We start from the raw sequence: 16,358 nt of genomic DNA, 5'->3' as shown, positions 1-16,358 counted from the left end.
CAAAATGAGCTATATCGTCGCCTTTGTCCGCCTTCCCGGTACGTCCAAAGAATATCCGGTTCGTTGCTTCCGAACAGACATCAAGCCCGAAGATGCCGTAATTGTCGAATTGTTCGGCGACCGGTTTGAAATAGGTAGAGTTTCAGCCGTCAAGTATCTAGACTGGGACTGCAAGGCCAGAGTAGTTTGCAAGGTAGGCGAAGGCGAAATAACAAGTCGCGGAGTTCAATTCGCTCCGGGGACTCCGCGCTCTGTCGGCATAGTCTCAGGAGAGATGCTTATTGCGCGATTACGCGAGCGCGGATGGACGCCATACCATTCGCTGGTCACGACGTACCGCATGGTCCTCGCTTTCAACAACGAGATTCAGACCGCTCGAATATTAGTCCGCAAACATGGCGTCGACTTTCAGGTGCTCCCCGACTTGCAAGCCCTTCCTCCTGCCCTCAGCCAAGCGTCAGTTGCTACAGCTGAAGGCAGATTTGTGCAGCATTTTCTAGCCCACACAACGTTTAATTTGTACGAAGGAGCCATCCGGTTTGCCGAGGCGTTTGAGCGCAATGAAGGCAACTACGATCGCTTCTTTGTTTCAGTGGGCAAAAAAGATCGACGCACCGTAGAACAAAAAGCAGCAGCAGCCAGGGCGAAGCGCGCGGGCAGAGAAGACTCCGGTTTTTATTGGCGAGGCAGCGGCGACGACGGGATGGAAAAAGGCATGGACGCGTGGTACAGCGAGATGCTTGCACGAGACTAGTAATGGGACCACCCTCCTGCAATGACGGCGTTGCGGGTGACCGGTCAGGCAACGACTGTAGGGTACGACTCATCACACTCACTGATGAAAGATAACTACAACGTTGAACGTCTGCTTTTCTTGACTGCGACAGACTGCAACGGGCACATATCTGTTATTCGGTCCGGACCCCGGCTGGGTACCTGAAAATCGCGTCGCTGAGAGCGAGGCGGGCATCTGTCGTTTTGACAGCGCCCGCCTCACCGGAGTCAACAAGCACAAGTCTGCGCGCTACGGTGCCTGTCGTCATGGCGCCGCAACCACCGGGATGGTATGGCCAAAACGCAGGCATCTGCCGTCACGGTAGACGCGGCATCAGAAGCGCGTCCAGCGCTGCGGCATCGAGCTCGGGCGGTTTGATTCCCGTGTACTGCCGTGGCATTGCTTCACGCTCAAGGCGTCCTTCCCATACCGCCCGGCGCAACTCGTGGCGCCGTCGGAACCACGCAAGCTCATACAGGGCGACACCGTCCCACTCCAGCGGCGCATCACGCTCCACCGCCAGCGCAAAGTCGAGCGCCTCCGGGCAGGCATACGTGATCGCCAGTTCGCGGTAGCAGCCCAATTCGTGAGAAAGCTTCCTCAGCACGAACACCGCAGCCACGCCATCGGGCACGGGGTGCAGTCGCCGTAGCATGCGCCGGTACACGCGGCACTCCAGCGCCGACCGCACCTGGTAGCCGGGCTCGCCGACCTGCGCACACTCTTCCAGGGCCGGCGCAGGGCCGACGCCGAGATGCTCAAAGTATCGGAGCATTTGGTGTCTCCTTGGTCGATGCGGCGGCCGAAGCCGGCGCCTCTCAACACATGTCGAGCGCCGCACAGGCTTCCTCGCTGGTGAGGAAGATGTCCTGCGCGACGTCGTAGTATGCGTGCTCCCCGGTCGTGCGATTCCACATGTAGAGAAGCACGCGTCCGGTGCGCGTCGTGAACGGCGTTTCCGTACCGCCGCAAGCCGGCACCCAGTCGTCCGACGCGCTGACCACCGTGCTCATCGCAGTGCCGGCTCGATGGCCGAGACCACGTCCATCCCGGCGACCACGTAATGCTCCAGCACCTGAACGTCCACGCACGCCAGGGCGGCCCTGACTTGGTGGATGCCCTGCACCTCGCCGACAGCAGGCGTGGCGTCGTCGCTTCCAGGCCGGTTGTGCGCGGTGAATACCGCGGCACACCCCAGCTGCAAGCCACGCTTTACGACCTCCCGCGCGTGGACGATCAGCTGATCGGTCGAGCCGGCAAACATGTTTTCCGCCGCGATGACTCGCATGCGCGAGTCGAGGAAGACGACCAGCAGCGTCTGCCGGTCCGCTCCGGTGAAGTGCACCCGCAGGAACGCCCTGACGCGCGCTGGCTCGTCGAGAAGCTGGCGTCCGACAACGCTTTGATGCGCCACGCGCACCAGCAGTTCGTGCGCCGCGCAAAGCACGTGCCGCAGCCGGCATCTGTGCTCGGCGTCGCCGCCGGGCAACAGCGTGAGCAGGCCCGGGTCCGAGCCCTTCAACTCGCAACTCGGTCCGGGAGGGTCGAGCACGAGCGCTTCCAATTGCTCGGCACTGAGCCGGCAAAGGTCCATGTGGGACATGGGAATCCTCCAATGACAAGGAGGAACACCCATGCCCTGGCCGGGGAGAGTGCTCCCCGGTGGGACATGCAGATGCCAGCGAGGCACCTGCGGACTTAAGGGCGGGTAACGACCGCTACGCCGCGGCTTCGACACCGCGGATGCCGCCTCTTGAGGAGGCTCGACCCAGACGGATCGATCAGCCGGCCAAGTATGAGCACCCGCCCATCGAGGTGCAAGCCATGTCAACGCCGTGTCGCATGCTCACTTGCGCGAACGCCAGCAAGTCATCGTGCGACAGATGCCGATTGCATCAATCTGGGGTGCCCTTGAAGCAGCGATGCCGAGCGAGACGATGGGACGGCACCACTGACAAAGGGGCGTTGTATGCAGACCGACAAGCATGTAACAGGAATTTTTGAAGCGTGCATTCGCAACCACAGCCACTCGCCCGGCGAGCTGCTGCGGTGGCTGGCAACCGATGTCTTGATGGACATGGGCGTGAAGCAACCCGAGTCGCCACCGGCCGACCTGTTGCCCTGGCTGCGCGAGACCTCCGCGATGTACGCGCGGGCTGTCATGGAGCATCCGCTGCAGAACATCCTGGGGCGGGTCTATGAGGAACTGTCAAGCCACGGCCACCGCAAGGGCCTTGGCCAGTTCTTCACTCCCTCGGTGGTGGCCGAGTTCATGGCTCAGATCGCCCTTGCGGACCACCCGAAGGGCGAGCCGCCGGATGGCAAGCTCTGGCGCATGTGCGAGCCCGCGTGCGGCAGCGGCGCACTGGTCCTGGGCTTCCTGCAGCACCTGGACCCAGCGGAACGGCGCCGCTGGTCCATCACGTGCATCGACCTCGACGGGCTGTGCGCGCAGATGTGCGCCGCGCAGCTCATGGCTAACCTGTTCATACACCGCCTGGAGGTCGGGGAGCTGTTGGTGTACCGGGGTAACGCCCTGGGGCCGGCAAGCGGCCTGAGCGTGCTGCTGCACGCCACCATGCGGGATCTCAGCCCTGACCTGGTGCTGCCCGCGCTGCACCCGGCGCGCATCGCGGCGCTGCGAACTGCGCAACAACAGGTGCTTGGCGGGACGGCACAACCCGGCCCCACGCCCGATGCCGTGAGAGCGGCACAGGCGAGCGCGCCGCGAAAGGAGAGGGCGCCCCGAGCAGCGGCCGCGGGCGCGACTCAGGTAGGCGACCCGCCACAGAAGAAGGCGCCACACGACACGCCCGACCCGCAGCAACTCAGCATCGACCTTTTCGCCGATTGAATGGGCCGGCAGGCGGCGCAGGGCCGAGGCAGCCTTTCAGGCGTGGCCCGCCCGGTAGGAGAAGCCGCCCCCGCGCTCTGCTTCCAGGCGGCGCTCCTCGATGAGGTCTTCCTGCACCGGGTCGGGATCACCGCCGCTCTCGCGATGGGCGACGTACCACGCTGCGATGAGAGCGCCCACGAGCGGCTGCGGCCCGCCGACCACCACCTCCAGCTCAAGTCCGCTGGCGTCGCAGATCGCCTCGATGGGGTCCATGGCGAAAACGACGGCTCCGTCCTCCCGCCGGCGAGACAGGGAAAGATCGCAGAACTTGACGTCTGCCGGAATCGTGATGCGCAATTGCACAAGCTTCTCCCTGCAATGAACTACTCCAACCTTTGCTGCGCAAGGGATGGAGTTTCACAGGGGCGTTCACGCACCCCCGTACCGGCCAGTTCCTGACCGAGATGTGTGCCCAGCGCCCATTTCAGCACGACGCGTGCAGAAGCCAGGTCGCGCGGCTCGTTGTGTCCGCAATCCGCGCATACGTGTATCCGATCCGACAGGCTCTTTTTGGCCAGTGCCCAGCACGCGGGGCATCGCTGACTTGGTTTGAGTTTTCGGGTCGGCGCCTCTACCCATTCGCCGCCAGTCTCCATCACTTTGAGGCGAAACAGGGAAGTGAACAGCGCAGGGGCTGTATCCAGAACTTCGCGGTTCAAGCCCGCTTTCTGTGCGACTCTTTGGCCGGGTACCTCCAGAGTTCCCGCAGCGCTGCGCGTTATGTTGGCGATGCGCAACTGTTCGGTTGCAACCAGCGCGAAGCCACTTGCGAGCTTGGCCGTTTGCTGGTGCACCCAGTCAAGGCGGCGCCGAGCGGTCTTGGCGCGGGCGCGCGAGAGGCGCTGCACGGCCTTGCGACGGCGGCTGCTGCGCTTGTCCATTTTGCGCGAGACAGCCTGCTACAACTCGGCGACATGAGCCTTCTCGGCCTGCCACCAGCGCGGGTTGTCCAGGCGGATCACCTCGCCCGCGTGGTCCACGCCCGTAAGGAAGGTCTCCACGCCCCAGTCGAAGGCCATGGCCGCGTTGCCCGTGCGCTGGCGCTGCGGCTGCCCGATGTCCAGCGTGAGCGACAAGTACCACCGGCCGTCGCGGTGCAATACGTCGTTGGCGCGAATGTCGCCCCCCTGGCGGGCCTGACCGCGTGCGCACAGGTGCCCGACACCCGAGAGCTTGAGCGTGCCGTGGCGCCAGTCCTCGCCCGGCGTGAAGCGCCAGCCGTCGCCGTGCGACTTGAAGCTGAAGCCTGGGAAGCGCGCCAGCGACTTGAAGCGCGGGAAGCCCGGTGCCTGCCCCGCCTTGACGCGGCGAAAGAACGCGGCAAACGCCTTGTCCAGCCGGCGCAGCGTCATCTGCTGGCTGGAGCAGTTGGCGGCCTGCGCCCATTCGGGCAGCTCCTTGCGCAGCAGCGTAAGCGACTTGCACTGCGCCGCGAAGGTCAGCGTTTGGCCGGTCTTGCGATAGCAGTCGATGCGCTCTTCCAGCGCGGCGTTGTAGAGCTGCTGATGCGAGCGCAGGAGCGCTTGCAAGGCCAATTCCTGCTTCGGCGTCGGGTACAGCCGAAAGGTGCTCTTGCGAAGGTTGTGCTCGGTGCTCATGTCTGGACGAATATACAAACCGTTCTCAGCCATTCAAGTCAAGTCCGGAAACTGAATGCCGGCCTGTGGACGGCGCGCTATCCCTGCCACCCAATGCGGGCAGGCTTTGCCTGCAGGGCGCTACGCGCCCGACCTCACTGGATGGAGCTCCCCGCGCGCTCGGTGGACGCGACGGCGGCGACTTGCAAGGCGACCTGCACCGGCGCCTGTGGAAACTGCCAAGGCCAACGTTACCGCCGGCACGGCACCTGATTCTGGCAGCCGCCTAGACAGGGCGGACGCCCAGGAAAGCCCGAATCCGCGCGGCTGGCTGCCGCACTGCCGCACTGCCGCACTGCCGCACTGCCGCACTGCCACAGGGTCGCCTCCGGGCACGCCAAGACGCCGGATCGAAGGAAGGTCCAAGACCCAGCCACCGCACCTTGATGCAGGCGTAACCAGCGAGAACATGGCTTCGCAGCGCAAGAAGGCGCAGCACCCAGGAGGCCAGTCATGTTGTCAAAACCGATCACGCTCAAGCACCGGCAGATCACGCCGGGTCCGAATCCCCGCGAGCACTTCGACGAAGCAGAGATGCAGGAGTTGAAGCAGGGCATCGAAGCCGCAGGCGGCGAGCCGCTGGAGCCGTTGATGGTCCGCAGCCATCCCGAGCAAGAAGGGATGTACCAGATCATCTTCGGCGAGCGCCGGTGGCACGCGTGCGGCGACCTCTACGGCCCGGACTACGAAATGCTGGTGCTGCTGCGCGAGGCATCCGACGCGGAGGTCGCCGCCTTGGCTACCATCGAGAACCACCACCGCGCCAACCCCAGCGAAGTCGAGCACGCGCAAGCAGCGGAAAAGCTGCTGCGCTTCAACAAGGGCGACAAGCAGGAAACGGCGCTGCAGATGGGGATGAGCCCTGAGACGCTGGAGCGCCGGCTGCTGCTGCTGCACTGCATCCCTTCGGTGCGACAGGCGTTGACCAAGCGCGGCATCAAGCTCGGACACGCCGAACTGCTGGCCGGACTGCCGCCCGACCGCCAGGAAAAGGTGCTCACCGGCATCCTGGCGCACAAGGTGTCCGTCGAACTGCTCAAGTTGCAACTCGGACAGTTCGCCCGCCGCCTGGCCGACGCCATCTTCGACACGGCCCAATGCAGCGGCTGCCCGCACAACTCGGCCCGGCAAGCAGCCTTGTTCGACGAGAGCATCGGAGACGGCTTCTGCCAGCATCCGACTCACTACGAGGAACTGACGCTGGCCGAACTGGAGAAGCGCGCGGGCGTCCTGCGCGAACAGTATCCGGTGGTGCGGATCGTGAAAGCCAGCGACGGCTTCGAGCCGCTGGAAGTGACCGCCGAAGGCGCGCTGGGCGTCGGAGAAGCGCAGTACGCCGCGTGCAAAGGCTGCGCTTCCTTTGGCTGCAGCGTCTCCGCAGTCCCCGGTTCCCTGGGCAAGGTCCACGAGTCGCTTTGCTTCGACGCCGGCTGCAACACCGGCAAGGTGGCGGCGAACCGGCAGGCGCTGCGCGAAGCGGCGCGGACCAGCGAAGCCAGCGCCGCAGGCGGTGCACAAAGCGGGCAACCCACTGCTGGCAAGCATGGCAAGGGCGCGAACCCCGCGCGACAGTCGGCGCAAGATGCCCACGACTCGGCAACCGGTTCAACGGCACCGAGCGCCGACAGCGGCGACCCTGCCAGCACGCAGGCGCGTGCCAGCACGGCGCCAGCGCCAGCGCCGGTCACCAGCGCGCAGGTCTCGGGCCGCATCCAGCAGTTCCGGGTGGAAAAGTGGCGGGCCTGGGTTGCCAACCGTCTGATGGCCGCAGATCGAGAGAACGCGCGCGTGCTGGCTGCGCTGGTGCTGGCGTCCAACACTGGCGCCGTCAACACCGGCCGCTACACGGAAGCAGTCAACAAGATCACACGCGCGAAGCTCGGAAACACGACGCTCAAGGCCACGTTGGAGCAGTGCGACGCGCTCAACGACAGCGACATGCACAGCGTGCTCAAGGCCGTAGCCGCCAGCGCGGCCTATGGGGTGGACGAGGGCGGACTGGAACTGCTGCTGAACTACCTCAAGGTCGATGAAGCACAGCATTTCAAGCTCGACGCCACCTACCTTGAACTGCTCACCATGTCGGAGCTGCAAAGCCTCGCGGAAGAACTCAAGATCAAGAAGGCCATGGGCAGCGAGTTCAAGAAGGCCAGCGCAGGCAAGAAGCCCGACTTCATCGCTGCACTGCTCAAGGTCAAGGGCTTCGACTACACAGGCTTGGTGCCCAATGCGATGAAATACAACCGCCGCTCGCTCAAGCGCGCCAAGGACACCGCCGCTGCTGAAGCCGGGTCCGCGCCTTCGCCGCAGCCGGAAGACACGCGCGGTCCAGCAGCAGGCGCTGCAGTCGCCGAGGCGGCAACCGACAGTGCCGGCGATCAAGTCGAAGCCGCCGCAGCCGAAGCGGCCTGAGCAGTGAGGTCCGCGCTGCTGCGCGGACTGGACAAGCCCGGGGTGCCCCATACGATCAATCCACGGGCACACCACGGCCAAAGGAGATTCGCAAATGAGCTTTTTCACCGAGTTGTACGCACTCGCGCAGCACACCGCGCTGACGCTGCAGATCGTTGCGGACGAAAAGACGGGCCGCATGACGATCAATGTCAAGCCGAAAGTCCAGAAGGACACAGCCGAGCCGGCACTGGCAACCGCATTGAGCCTCACGGCCACGCCCGAGGAATTCGACGCGGGCTTCGTTCAGGCCCTGCGCGACTACACGCAAGCCCACACCAGCCTGGCGCAGCAGGCTGCCGCGACGGCTGAAGTGCTGGCGGCAGCCAAGACGGCCTCGCAGCGCAAGGCCACCCAGGCGATCAGCGGAGCGGCGAAGGGTTCTGGCGGCAAAGGCGCAACACAGAAGCCCGCAGGCACTGCCGGCGCCAGCGCACCCGATGGCGAACCCGACGGCGACGACGCCGACGCCGACGCCGACGCCGACGCCGAAGGCGGCGCACAGCATGGCGCTGGCAGCGGCGGCGGCGGCACCACCAGCGACACCACCCTCGACCTGTTCAATTGAAGGGAAACGCAATGGCTATCGAAGTCAAGCCGATCCAGCGGCGGTTCTTCTACAACGGGGTCCAGTTGGCCGACTTTCCCGGCTTGGACGCCAAGGGCGTGAGAGACATGCACGCGGAGGAAATCTCTGAGTTGGCAAGTGCCGAGATCGTGTACGGGGAGATCAGTGATGGCGTCCAGGAAATCACCTTCCGCCGCGCAGTCGAAACAAAGGGCTGAAGAAGTCGAGGCGTTCAGCAACGCGGTTAACCAGGCCCTGGCCGAGGGCACGGACGGGCCCGCCGCGCAGATGGTCAAGGCAATGTCGTCCAGGGCAGTGCGGCGCCACGCCACGGCCTACAACGAGCTTTGCACCGACGCGCTGTTCCTGGGCGCCGCGCGCACCCGGCGTGATGACAGGCACCTTCCACCATGGCAATCGCTCCCCCCACTACCGTAGGCATGCCCTTGAGCCTGCCCCGCCTGGACCCGTCCATACCGGAGACCATCGAGCCGCTGGCCAGCCGCCGCCTCCAGGCGCGCCTTGCACGCGGCCTGCTTGACGGTGGCGCCATCGATGCGGCTGCGGTGAAGGCCGGGCGGCGCAGCATGCTCAAGGTCTGCGAGGCCGCTTTGCAGGCTTGGCTCCACGAGCATCTTGGCGAACTGCACTGCCTGGATTTGTCCTTCGTGCTCGTGCTGCGGTCCTTGACGGAAACGGACAGGTCTTTCGGGTACGCGGAGCAAGAGATGGCGCCGGAAGCGGAAATCCGCTGGTTCGCCACCTGCGGGCTTTGGCCTATCGGCCACGCGCTGCAGGCGCTGGAGAATGTCCACGAGGGCCTGGGTGCAACGGTGCTCACGGCGTTCGACGAGAACAGCGATGTGATGCCCATCTTCACGCCCAGGGACGCGCTGGAGGTCTGCCGGGAGTTCTACTGGCACGGCGAGGACGACGAGTCGGAAGCCATGGCGAACTGCGAAACCGACGAGGAGCGGCGCGACCTGGCCGAGGAAATGATCACCCGGGCCAAGCTCGACGCGGCCTTTCCCAATTGGGCCACGGACTTTGCTTCCAAGCGCCCGAACCTGAAGGTGCATCAGTTGCGCCGGCTGAAGCGGGGCGCGCTGCCGCCACGCGAGCGCGACGTGATCGACAACGTGTTGGCCCTCAAGACCGCGCGGGCGCGGCTCCTGGCGGCGCGCGCAACGGCCGACTTCGACGCGCAGGAGGACGGCTGGTTCACAGGGCACGCCGCGCTGCTGGCATGGAACGAGGACGACCTCAGCATGCGGCTCTACGACGACTATTGCAACTACGCCTCCGAGAGCGAATCCCGGGACACCATCGGGCTTCATCCGCTCGACTTGGACATCTGCGCCTCGCTGCACCAGTGGGGCAGCGCCATGAAGCATCACTTCGAGTGCATCCGGCTGCTCGACAGGTTGATCGGGCTTCTATCGGACGGAGACTGGCTGCAGGCAGACAACTCTTGAAGCATTAGCCATGGCCCAGCCGGCATTCACCATCCACGAGGAACGAGAGGGCGCCGTGCAGTTGCGCAAGGCCCTTCTCGTCTACGAGCGCAAGGACCGCTATGGCAACACGGGCCAGTGCCATGTCACGGTGCATCGGGTCATGTCGGGCGAAGATGGCCCGATCATCCTGTCGGGACATGCGCTGTCGGTGCAGGCCTCAACCCAGCTGGTGCGGGAGCTATCGCGCCAGCCGCGCAAAGGCGGGTTCATGCCGCCCGAACTGCTCTACTGGTCCGGCGACGTGGTGGCCTGGTGGGCGCCGCCGGCAGCGCGGCACATCGCCATCCGAAACGAAGCGGTGGGCGCGCCGGAGCGGGGAGAGGTCGTCCCGCATCCGGGACTGGTGTTCTGCGTCAACGGCAACAAGGGATGGTACGTGTGGGCCGTGCGCGGCGACGACCGGCCCACGCCTCAGACGGCCCTGTTTCAGGCACCGTACCTCAACGTCTGGCAGGGCGGGCAGATCTGCATCGGCAACGTCACGGTGCCGAGCGGCAATCCGGTTGAGCAGATCGAGGCGTGGAACCGCTGCTTCTTCGGCTCCTTCTTCACCCACACGAACGCGGCGGGCAATCTGCTGAAGTACCCGGGCGGAACCTATGCGTTCTGGCGCGACATGCTTGACGGGAAATTCAGCAAGTTCCCGCAAGCGGTGCTGAAGACGCTGAACACCACCCTGGCAAAGCAGATAGCCGCCGTGTAGGGCTGCAGCGCGCAGCTTGCCCGGGACTTGAGGCAGCGGCAGCCCGCAGGAAACGGTTCCCATCACAAGGAGCACTGGAGCGTCCGCATGGAACACCGCATCGACCCGGCCCTGCTTGAGAAGCGCGTCATGGTCCACCTCGTCGGGGTGGGCGGCAACGGCGCACAGATGGCCGCGTGCCTGGCGCGTCTGGACATTGCGATGCGCGCCCTGGGCCACCCGGGCGGCCTGCACGTCATGGCATTCGACGCTGGCCGCGTGTCCGAGGCGAACGTGGGGCGCCAGCTCTACAGCCGCGCCGACCTCGGGCAGTACAAGTCCGTCGTCACGGTCCACCGGCTCAACCTGTTCTACGGATTCGATTGGGAGGCCGTGCCTGCCCGCTACGAGGACCGCAAGGAGGCCGGCGTGAGCATCGACCCTGACGTGGTGGTGTCGTGTGTCGATACGCGCGCCGCGCGCCGTGCCCTCCATGAAGCCCTGCTCGGAGCGGACAACGCCCCGGCCTACTGGCTGGACCTTGGCAACAAGGAGGCCACGGCGCAAGTGCTCCTGGGCGAACCCCGCACAAAGAAGCGCTGCGCGGGCGGCCTGCGGCTGCCGTGCATCACCGAGCTATTCCCGGAACTGCTGGACCCCTCCATCCCGGACGACAACACCCCTTCGTGCTCCGTTCGCATGTCGCTGGCCAGCCAGGGGCTGTTCATCAACGACGTGGTGGTCAGGATGGGGGCGCAGTTGCTCTACGAGCTTTTCTCGCAAGGGCGCCTGCGCCACCACGGGGTTGTCATGAATCTTGAGAGCAAGCGGTGTGGGCCGGTAGATGTTGATGCGGCGGTGTGGGCAAGGTATGGCTTTGTCCCCGATGCAGCAGACAGTGAGGCCGCCCAATGCGAGCCCATGAACCAACCAGCCGCCACGCCGGCCGATGCTTGAAAGGAATGTCCATGCTGCGCACCAGCCACCTCACTGCAGCCCTGGCGCTGGCGCTGGCCGCCGGCGCCCAAGCCAACCCCGGCGCCGAGCCGGTCCCAGCCCAGACGCCGTCCGCCTCGACCCCGGCCGCATCGGACATTGAAGTCTTCATCGAGGGCTCGGAAGCCGCACGCGCCGCATTGGCGGCGCACCCTGGACGGCCCCTGGTGCTCAAGGCCCGCCGCGTGTTTGGCAGCGGGATGCCACCGGAGGAGGCTTTCGCGCGCGTGGACGCCACGCTGGCCGAGCTGGCGCGCAAGCAGGGGTTGCAGGTCGCGGACGCCGGCGCGGCGCCGGCCAACGCCATCACGGTCGAGCTCGACAGCGGCTTCTACGTCTACACGTCCAAATTCAACGCGCGCCGGGTATTGCTGGCCGAGATCAGCGCGGCCGCGCAGCAGCCAGGCGGGCAGCAGACCGACGGCCGCGCTGAGAACCGGGGCGTCGACGTGCTGCGGGTCGTCGCAGGGGCCGTGGGCATCATGAACGGCTGGATTTCACCGACCTTCGGCTCCTACATGATGGGCAGCGGTGTCACGCCGGCGCTCTTCGGCAACGGCAAGGCGCCCACCCGACTGTTCGCAGCCGGCAAGGATCGGTACGAGCGTGGCGAGCAGGAGGCCGGCAGCTTCGTGACCGTGGCTCTGGACGGGCAGCGGCATCGGTTCACCGTGCGAACCGTGCTCCAAGGCGACAAGCCTCCGTTCGCAGTCGATCCCCTGGTGGGCCGCAACCTGGAAACGGTGATGGCGGTACTTGATCCCAAGGCCAGGCTGCCGCAGCCCTGAAGCGGGCGTGCCTGCCGCGGCCCTCGCGGCCGAGCCGGGCACGCAGGGCCGCGAAGGCCGCCGGCTTCTGGACCTCGCCTCAAGTCGGCCACTTTCGGCGTGATTTCGCCTTGGCCCTAGGCGGGGGCATCGGCAACATCGGCGCATGGCCGCCTACTCTCGTGCCCGCGCATGCTTGCGTACCCAGCGCTGATTCAACTGAGTGCGCACGCGCGGCGCATCGTCTCCTCCACGGCGCGCCGCCTGGTAGTGCAGGCCGGCGCCGGCACCGGCAAATCCACGACGCTGCAGGCCTATGCGCTTGCTCGCCCGCGGCAGCGGATGCTGTGCCTGGCGTACAACAAGGCGATCCAGCTCGAGGCCGCGGCCAGGATGCCGTCCAACGTCGTCTGCCGGACCTCGCATGCCTTGGCCTACAAGGTCGCGCGCGCGCTGTTCGGCAGCCGTGTCGAGCAGCGAGTGGGGAAGACGTATCCATCCACGGTAGCGCGTGTACTGGGCTGCAGCCCTCTGGCAGCCAATGCGGCACTGGCGGCCATCCAGGCCTGGTGCGGATCGCTCGACGAGCAGCTGGGAATGGACCACCTGCCCAATCACATCGTGGCCAGGCTGGGCGAGCCCCGCGTGCTGTTGCAGCTGGCGCAGCTGCTCTGGGAGCACATGGTGGATCCCCACGAGCCAGAGATCCGGCTGCCTCATGACGGGTATCTCAAGCTCTACCAGCTGCAGCAGCCGCTGCTGCGGGAGTTCGGTGTGGTGCTCGTCGACGAGGCGCAGGACCTCAACCATTGCACGTTCGACGTCGTGACGCGCCAGGACGCCACCATCGTGATGGTTGGCGACGAGGCGCAGTCCATCAACGGCTACCGCGGCAGCGTCAACGCACTTCGCCTGCTCGACGCCGACGAGCGGTTGCCGTTGATGAGCAGCTGGCGCTTCGGGGAAGGCATCGCGCACATGGCCAACGCGCTACTGAGCAATTTCAAGGCGGAGTTCGTGCACCCTATCGTGGGCGCCGGCGAGCCTCGCAAGACCAGGCTCGACGTCGACGTCACCAGGCCATTCGCCATCATCACGCGCACGAACGCCATGGCATTCGAAGAGGCCGTGAACTTCCTCGACCTCGACTGCAGCTACCACTTCATCGGTGGCACCGAGGGCTACAGGCTGGAGAATATCCTCGACGCCTACCACCTCTGGATGGGTGAGCGGGCAATGGTCCGCGATCCTTATCTCAGGAGCTTCACGACCTTCGCAGAGCTGTCCGAGCTGGCGCTGGATGCCGAGGACGCAGAGCTCAAACAGCTCGTGCGCGCCGTCGAACGGTATGGCGGCCGTATCCCGGTGCTCATCGACGAGATCACGGCGCGCCACGTGAAGATGCACAAGAGCGCCTGGGGCCAGTTCGACGGCATCTTCATCGGTACGACGCACAAGACGAAGGGTCTGGAGTTCGAGCAGGTCTGGCTGGCAGACGACTACATGCCGTTCTTCGAGGAGGGCAGGGAGCTGGAGCTCGGGGAAGTCGAGACCGAGGAAGTCCACCTGCTCTATGTCGGATTGACGCGGGCACGCGCCGCGGTCCGGTTGCCAGAGGAGTTCGCCCGCTGGTTGGAGCACCGCAGGCTGCTGCCGGCTTGAAGGCAGCCGGACCACGTCCTACAGGAGCGCATGGATGGCTGAAACCGTCGACTACCTTGAACGGCCTTCGACCGCCACTGGCCTGGCCAGTCGCTACCGCGCGATGGTGAAGCTGCTCACCGGCATAGGCTGCGTTGCGCTGTCGGTGACAGTGGCGCCGGCGTTCTACGAGGACGGCGGCTTGATCCATCACGCGCTGGTGCACGGACTGACTGCGGCCGGGGCGCTGCTGTCGGTCTGGGGTGCGCGGGTGCTGCTCCACGGCTCCGACATCGGGGCTGAAGCAGCCCTCGATCGCATCCAGTGCGCAGCGCAAGGCCTCGGCTCCTATCGACAGCCGCGCAGCGAGGCAGCGCAGGACATGGCGGATGCGGTCGTTGCGGCCATCGAAGCGGCCGCGCAGGCCAGGGACGCCCACGCGGAGCCGGCGAACCCGACAGCGCCACCTGGGCCGGGCTGAGCGGCGTGCTTTGAACCTCCAAAAAGGCATGCCTCGGCCCGTGAGGACCGAGGCATGCATGGTGGGTTAGCGATGTCGGGGACTACGCGGCTCGACCGCAGACGAGCTGGCGAGCCCTCTCGCTGTACAGCAGCACTTCCGAGACGTCAACGAGCAGGTCGAGCGAACGGCTCAAGAGCGCAAGCCGCTCCAGTTCCGTGGTCGCCGACGGCGAGCTGCGCCGCGCGGTCAGATAGCCGTCCATCGCGTCGAGCAGCTTGAGGTAGATCGTCGGATCAAAGCCTTCGCACTCGAGGTTGAGGCTGACGGCCTGGCACAGCGCCAAGCCCAACGCCGCGAAGCCGTCTTGTTGCTCGATGAGAGCCTTGAACTTGTCGACCTCGGGCTGCCCCAGGGCGATGTCCCAGCGGTAGTTGCAACCGGCGACGGTGCGGGGCACGTTACGCGGCCTTCATTGGCTCGTCAACGCGAGCTTGCTCGATACCTCGATCCAGTGCAGCTTTGAGGATCCAGAGGTCCTTCACCCCTTGAATCTTGCGGAATGACTTCTGCGCTTCCAGGAAGCCCGCAGCTGTCCAGCGCAGCACCATGTCGGCGTCACGATAGCGAGTGACGCGGCGGCTCGTGCGTCGCACGATGCCATTGGGATTCTCGATGATGTTGGTCGTGCACAGGCAACGCTTGAGCGACGGCGGCAGGCCCAGGGCGTTGACGGTGAACGTCTCCTCCAGACCTTCCAGCAGCGAAGCGGCCGCATCGGCATGCTCACGCTGCAGCCATTGGGCCTGCTTGCGCAACTTGGCCATGCCATCCTTGGCTTCGAGCTTGTAGGCGGCCATCATCACGGCCTTGGTCTGCGCGGCTTCGACCTTGGGCAGCCGCTCCAACACATTGCGAAGTTTGTGGGTACGGCAACGCTGGACCTTGGCGCGAGTGCCGAACATCTCGTCGATCGCGCTGCGCAGCGCCTTGGAGCCGTCAATGACGAACAGGTACGACACGTCGGCTTTGAGGCCGCGCTCGATCAGCCGTCGCAGCAGGTCCTTGACCACCTGCGCGTTCTCGGTAGCCCCAAGACTCAGGCCCAGCAAGTGCTTGTCGCCGGCATCGTCCACGCCGACGGCGGCGATCACGTGGTGGCCGTCCACGCAGATGCCGTCGATGTAGATCACCAGCACCGGCAGCTGTGCCAGGCTGCGCTCGTTGAGCTGTGCCAACTGCGCCGCGCTGGCCTCGACGAAGCGCCGTGACACGCTGCTCTTGGACACCCCCACGGTGCCAGCGGCTTGCGGCAGCACCTCGGCGTAGCGCCGGGTGGACACACCGGCCACCATGATGTCCCGTACACGCTTGCCAATGTTGGCGTCGTCGCGCAGCCGGTCGTAGGCCGGCACGTTGACCTCACGACCGCTCTTGTCGCGCAGCCGCGGCCGCTGCACGCGAAGCTGCCGCTCAGCCAACGCCACGACACCGCGCTGGCTGCCGTGCCACAGCACTGCCCCTGCTTCTCGGCCGCGCAGCTTGGTTCCGGCCAATTCCTGCGCCGACAGCACCAGCAGCTGCTCGACAAGCGCAACAGCGGTCTCATGCATCAGCTCGTCGATGCTGGCTTGTGCGCCTTCGATCAGCTCCAGCATCGGCAGCAGCGCCTGCCCGCTCTCGCCCAGCACGCGCTTGATCTGCGTGCGGTCATTGCGGTGCGCCACCTTCACGGCAGGCTTTGCCTTACGATCCTTCATGGCGGTTTCCTCTTCGATGGTTTCAGGTTGGCAAGCTCGATTCTGTCGAACTCACCGGGGAAACCGCCGCCTCAAGTTCCAACTATCCGTGGGACATCACCTGCCCCAGCACGTGGACCACGAGAGGGGTATCGAAGAAGGCCTTGCAGATCTCCTTCAGGTACACCTGCACGCGAGCCAGGCTCTCGATCAGCTCAACAGAAGGCAT

At 65.5% G+C, this 16,358-nt stretch carries 20 protein-coding genes; 11 read left to right on the top strand and 9 right to left on the bottom strand.

Going from position 1 to position 16,358, the window contains the following annotated elements; all coding sequences use genetic code 11:
• The first annotated feature begins 4 nt into the window (after positions 1–4).
• Entirely contained in the window at positions 5–754 is a 750-nt protein-coding gene (locus FJ694_RS20120) for a hypothetical protein (protein WP_157269113.1), read from the top strand.
• Positions 755–1,091: 337 nt separating this feature from the next.
• Here FJ694_RS20120 and FJ694_RS20115 read toward each other — a convergent pair whose 3' ends face one another.
• Genes FJ694_RS20115 through FJ694_RS20105 form a run of 3 tightly spaced genes read right to left on the bottom strand, consistent with a single transcriptional unit; the run spans position 1,092 to position 2,378 of the window.
• Positions 1,092–1,550 (bottom strand): hypothetical protein, encoded by a 459-nt coding sequence (locus FJ694_RS20115; protein ID WP_157269112.1) that lies wholly within the window; start codon positions 1,548–1,550, stop codon positions 1,092–1,094.
• 43 nt (positions 1,551–1,593) lie between these two features.
• Positions 1,594–1,788, bottom strand: a complete 195-nt coding sequence (locus FJ694_RS20110) for a hypothetical protein (RefSeq protein WP_157269111.1) — start codon at positions 1,786–1,788, stop codon at positions 1,594–1,596.
• Complete coding sequence (locus FJ694_RS20105) at positions 1,785–2,378, bottom strand: JAB domain-containing protein (protein WP_157269110.1); 594 nt, start codon at positions 2,376–2,378, stop codon at positions 1,785–1,787. The genes FJ694_RS20110 and FJ694_RS20105 overlap by 4 nt, the downstream gene beginning before the upstream one ends.
• Before the next feature lie 366 nt (positions 2,379–2,744).
• Here FJ694_RS20105 and FJ694_RS20100 point away from each other — a divergent pair, with 366 nt between their 5' ends.
• The gene (locus tag FJ694_RS20100) at positions 2,745–3,629 is read left to right on the top strand and encodes an N-6 DNA methylase (protein WP_157269109.1); all 885 of its coding nucleotides are present in this window, start codon (positions 2,745–2,747) and stop codon (positions 3,627–3,629) included.
• 36 nt (positions 3,630–3,665) lie between these two features.
• On the opposite strand, the gene FJ694_RS20095 is transcribed toward FJ694_RS20100, so the two are convergent.
• From FJ694_RS20095 to FJ694_RS20085, 3 genes are read right to left on the bottom strand one after another with little or no spacing between them, the layout of a single operon-like run.
• Positions 3,666–3,968, bottom strand: a complete 303-nt coding sequence (locus FJ694_RS20095) for a hypothetical protein (protein WP_157269108.1) — start codon at positions 3,966–3,968, stop codon at positions 3,666–3,668.
• A gap of 26 nt (positions 3,969–3,994) precedes the next feature.
• The gene (locus FJ694_RS20090) at positions 3,995–4,552 is read right to left on the bottom strand and encodes a zinc ribbon domain-containing protein (RefSeq protein WP_157269107.1); all 558 of its coding nucleotides are present in this window, start codon (positions 4,550–4,552) and stop codon (positions 3,995–3,997) included.
• A gap of 18 nt (positions 4,553–4,570) precedes the next feature.
• Positions 4,571–5,269 carry an RNA-guided endonuclease InsQ/TnpB family protein gene (locus FJ694_RS20085; protein WP_157269106.1) on the bottom strand — a complete coding sequence of 233 codons (699 nt, stop codon included), beginning with the start codon at positions 5,267–5,269 and terminating at the stop codon, positions 4,571–4,573.
• A gap of 492 nt (positions 5,270–5,761) precedes the next feature.
• On the opposite strand from FJ694_RS20085, the gene FJ694_RS20080 reads away from it, so the two are divergent.
• The 9 genes from FJ694_RS20080 (at position 5,762) to FJ694_RS20040 (ending at position 14,411) form a co-directional block, all read left to right on the top strand.
• Positions 5,762–7,720 (top strand): PRTRC system ParB family protein, encoded by a 1,959-nt coding sequence (locus tag FJ694_RS20080; RefSeq protein WP_157269105.1) that lies wholly within the window; start codon positions 5,762–5,764, stop codon positions 7,718–7,720.
• A 94-nt stretch (positions 7,721–7,814) separates the two neighbouring features.
• Positions 7,815–8,327, top strand: a complete 513-nt coding sequence (locus tag FJ694_RS20075) for a PRTRC system protein E (protein ID WP_157269104.1) — start codon at positions 7,815–7,817, stop codon at positions 8,325–8,327.
• Positions 8,328–8,338: 11 nt separating this feature from the next.
• Positions 8,339–8,545 (top strand): PRTRC system protein C, encoded by a 207-nt coding sequence (locus tag FJ694_RS20070; protein ID WP_157269103.1) that lies wholly within the window; start codon positions 8,339–8,341, stop codon positions 8,543–8,545.
• Between the two features lie 228 nt (positions 8,546–8,773).
• Positions 8,774–9,802, top strand: coding sequence for a PRTRC system protein F (locus FJ694_RS20065; protein ID WP_157269102.1), 1,029 nt, complete (start codon positions 8,774–8,776; stop codon positions 9,800–9,802).
• A 10-nt stretch (positions 9,803–9,812) separates the two neighbouring features.
• Entirely contained in the window at positions 9,813–10,547 is a 735-nt protein-coding gene (locus tag FJ694_RS20060) for a PRTRC system protein B (RefSeq protein WP_157269101.1), read from the top strand.
• Between the two features lie 87 nt (positions 10,548–10,634).
• Positions 10,635–11,483, top strand: a complete 849-nt coding sequence (locus tag FJ694_RS20055; RefSeq protein WP_157269100.1) for a PRTRC system ThiF family protein — start codon at positions 10,635–10,637, stop codon at positions 11,481–11,483.
• A gap of 11 nt (positions 11,484–11,494) precedes the next feature.
• Entirely contained in the window at positions 11,495–12,310 is an 816-nt protein-coding gene (locus FJ694_RS20050; protein WP_157269099.1) for a hypothetical protein, read from the top strand.
• Positions 12,311–12,481: 171 nt separating this feature from the next.
• Positions 12,482–13,951, top strand: a complete 1,470-nt coding sequence (locus tag FJ694_RS20045) for a UvrD-helicase domain-containing protein (RefSeq protein ID WP_157269098.1) — start codon at positions 12,482–12,484, stop codon at positions 13,949–13,951.
• 34 nt (positions 13,952–13,985) lie between these two features.
• Positions 13,986–14,411 (top strand): hypothetical protein, encoded by a 426-nt coding sequence (locus tag FJ694_RS20040; RefSeq protein WP_157269097.1) that lies wholly within the window; start codon positions 13,986–13,988, stop codon positions 14,409–14,411.
• Positions 14,412–14,493: 82 nt separating this feature from the next.
• On the opposite strand, the gene FJ694_RS20035 is transcribed toward FJ694_RS20040, so the two are convergent.
• From FJ694_RS20035 to FJ694_RS37630, 3 genes are all read right to left on the bottom strand, one after another.
• Positions 14,494–14,850 carry a hypothetical protein gene (locus tag FJ694_RS20035; protein ID WP_157269096.1) on the bottom strand — a complete coding sequence of 119 codons (357 nt, stop codon included), beginning with the start codon at positions 14,848–14,850 and terminating at the stop codon, positions 14,494–14,496.
• A gap of 1 nt (position 14,851) precedes the next feature.
• The gene (locus FJ694_RS20030) at positions 14,852–16,150 is read right to left on the bottom strand and encodes an IS256 family transposase (RefSeq protein WP_157269095.1); all 1,299 of its coding nucleotides are present in this window, start codon (positions 16,148–16,150) and stop codon (positions 14,852–14,854) included.
• An 82-nt stretch (positions 16,151–16,232) separates the two neighbouring features.
• Positions 16,233–16,358, bottom strand: coding sequence for a hypothetical protein (locus FJ694_RS37630; protein ID WP_259373173.1), 126 nt, complete (start codon positions 16,356–16,358; stop codon positions 16,233–16,235).

This window comes from Azohydromonas aeria (assembly GCF_009760915.1).
In the GTDB taxonomy this organism is placed as follows: Bacteria; Pseudomonadota; Gammaproteobacteria; order Burkholderiales; family Burkholderiaceae_C; genus Azohydromonas; species Azohydromonas aeria.
The sequence above is the reverse complement of the archived record's forward strand: the minus strand, read 5'-3'. Positions and strand labels throughout refer to the sequence as shown.

Coding starts and splice junctions, on each gene's coding strand:
- FJ694_RS20105 (WP_157269110.1), bottom strand. CDS start 2,378: ATGTCCCACATGGACCTTTGCCGGCTCAGTGCCGAGCAATTGGAAGCG.
- FJ694_RS20075 (WP_157269104.1), top strand. CDS start 7,815: ATGAGCTTTTTCACCGAGTTGTACGCACTCGCGCAGCACACCGCGCTG.
- FJ694_RS20070 (WP_157269103.1), top strand. CDS start 8,339: ATGGCTATCGAAGTCAAGCCGATCCAGCGGCGGTTCTTCTACAACGGG.
- FJ694_RS20115 (WP_157269112.1), bottom strand. CDS start 1,550: ATGCTCCGATACTTTGAGCATCTCGGCGTCGGCCCTGCGCCGGCCCTG.
- FJ694_RS20110 (WP_157269111.1), bottom strand. CDS start 1,788: ATGAGCACGGTGGTCAGCGCGTCGGACGACTGGGTGCCGGCTTGCGGC.
- FJ694_RS20080 (WP_157269105.1), top strand. CDS start 5,762: ATGTTGTCAAAACCGATCACGCTCAAGCACCGGCAGATCACGCCGGGT.
- FJ694_RS20030 (WP_157269095.1), bottom strand. CDS start 16,150: ATGAAGGATCGTAAGGCAAAGCCTGCCGTGAAGGTGGCGCACCGCAAT.
- FJ694_RS20100 (WP_157269109.1), top strand. CDS start 2,745: ATGCAGACCGACAAGCATGTAACAGGAATTTTTGAAGCGTGCATTCGC.
- FJ694_RS20085 (WP_157269106.1), bottom strand. CDS start 5,269: ATGAGCACCGAGCACAACCTTCGCAAGAGCACCTTTCGGCTGTACCCG.
- FJ694_RS20090 (WP_157269107.1), bottom strand. CDS start 4,552: ATGGACAAGCGCAGCAGCCGCCGTCGCAAGGCCGTGCAGCGCCTCTCG.
- FJ694_RS20120 (WP_157269113.1), top strand. CDS start 5: ATGAGCTATATCGTCGCCTTTGTCCGCCTTCCCGGTACGTCCAAAGAA.
- FJ694_RS20055 (WP_157269100.1), top strand. CDS start 10,635: ATGGAACACCGCATCGACCCGGCCCTGCTTGAGAAGCGCGTCATGGTC.
- FJ694_RS20050 (WP_157269099.1), top strand. CDS start 11,495: ATGCTGCGCACCAGCCACCTCACTGCAGCCCTGGCGCTGGCGCTGGCC.
- FJ694_RS20045 (WP_157269098.1), top strand. CDS start 12,482: ATGCTTGCGTACCCAGCGCTGATTCAACTGAGTGCGCACGCGCGGCGC.
- FJ694_RS20040 (WP_157269097.1), top strand. CDS start 13,986: ATGGCTGAAACCGTCGACTACCTTGAACGGCCTTCGACCGCCACTGGC.
- FJ694_RS37630 (WP_259373173.1), bottom strand. CDS start 16,358: ATGCCTTCTGTTGAGCTGATCGAGAGCCTGGCTCGCGTGCAGGTGTAC.
- FJ694_RS20060 (WP_157269101.1), top strand. CDS start 9,813: ATGGCCCAGCCGGCATTCACCATCCACGAGGAACGAGAGGGCGCCGTG.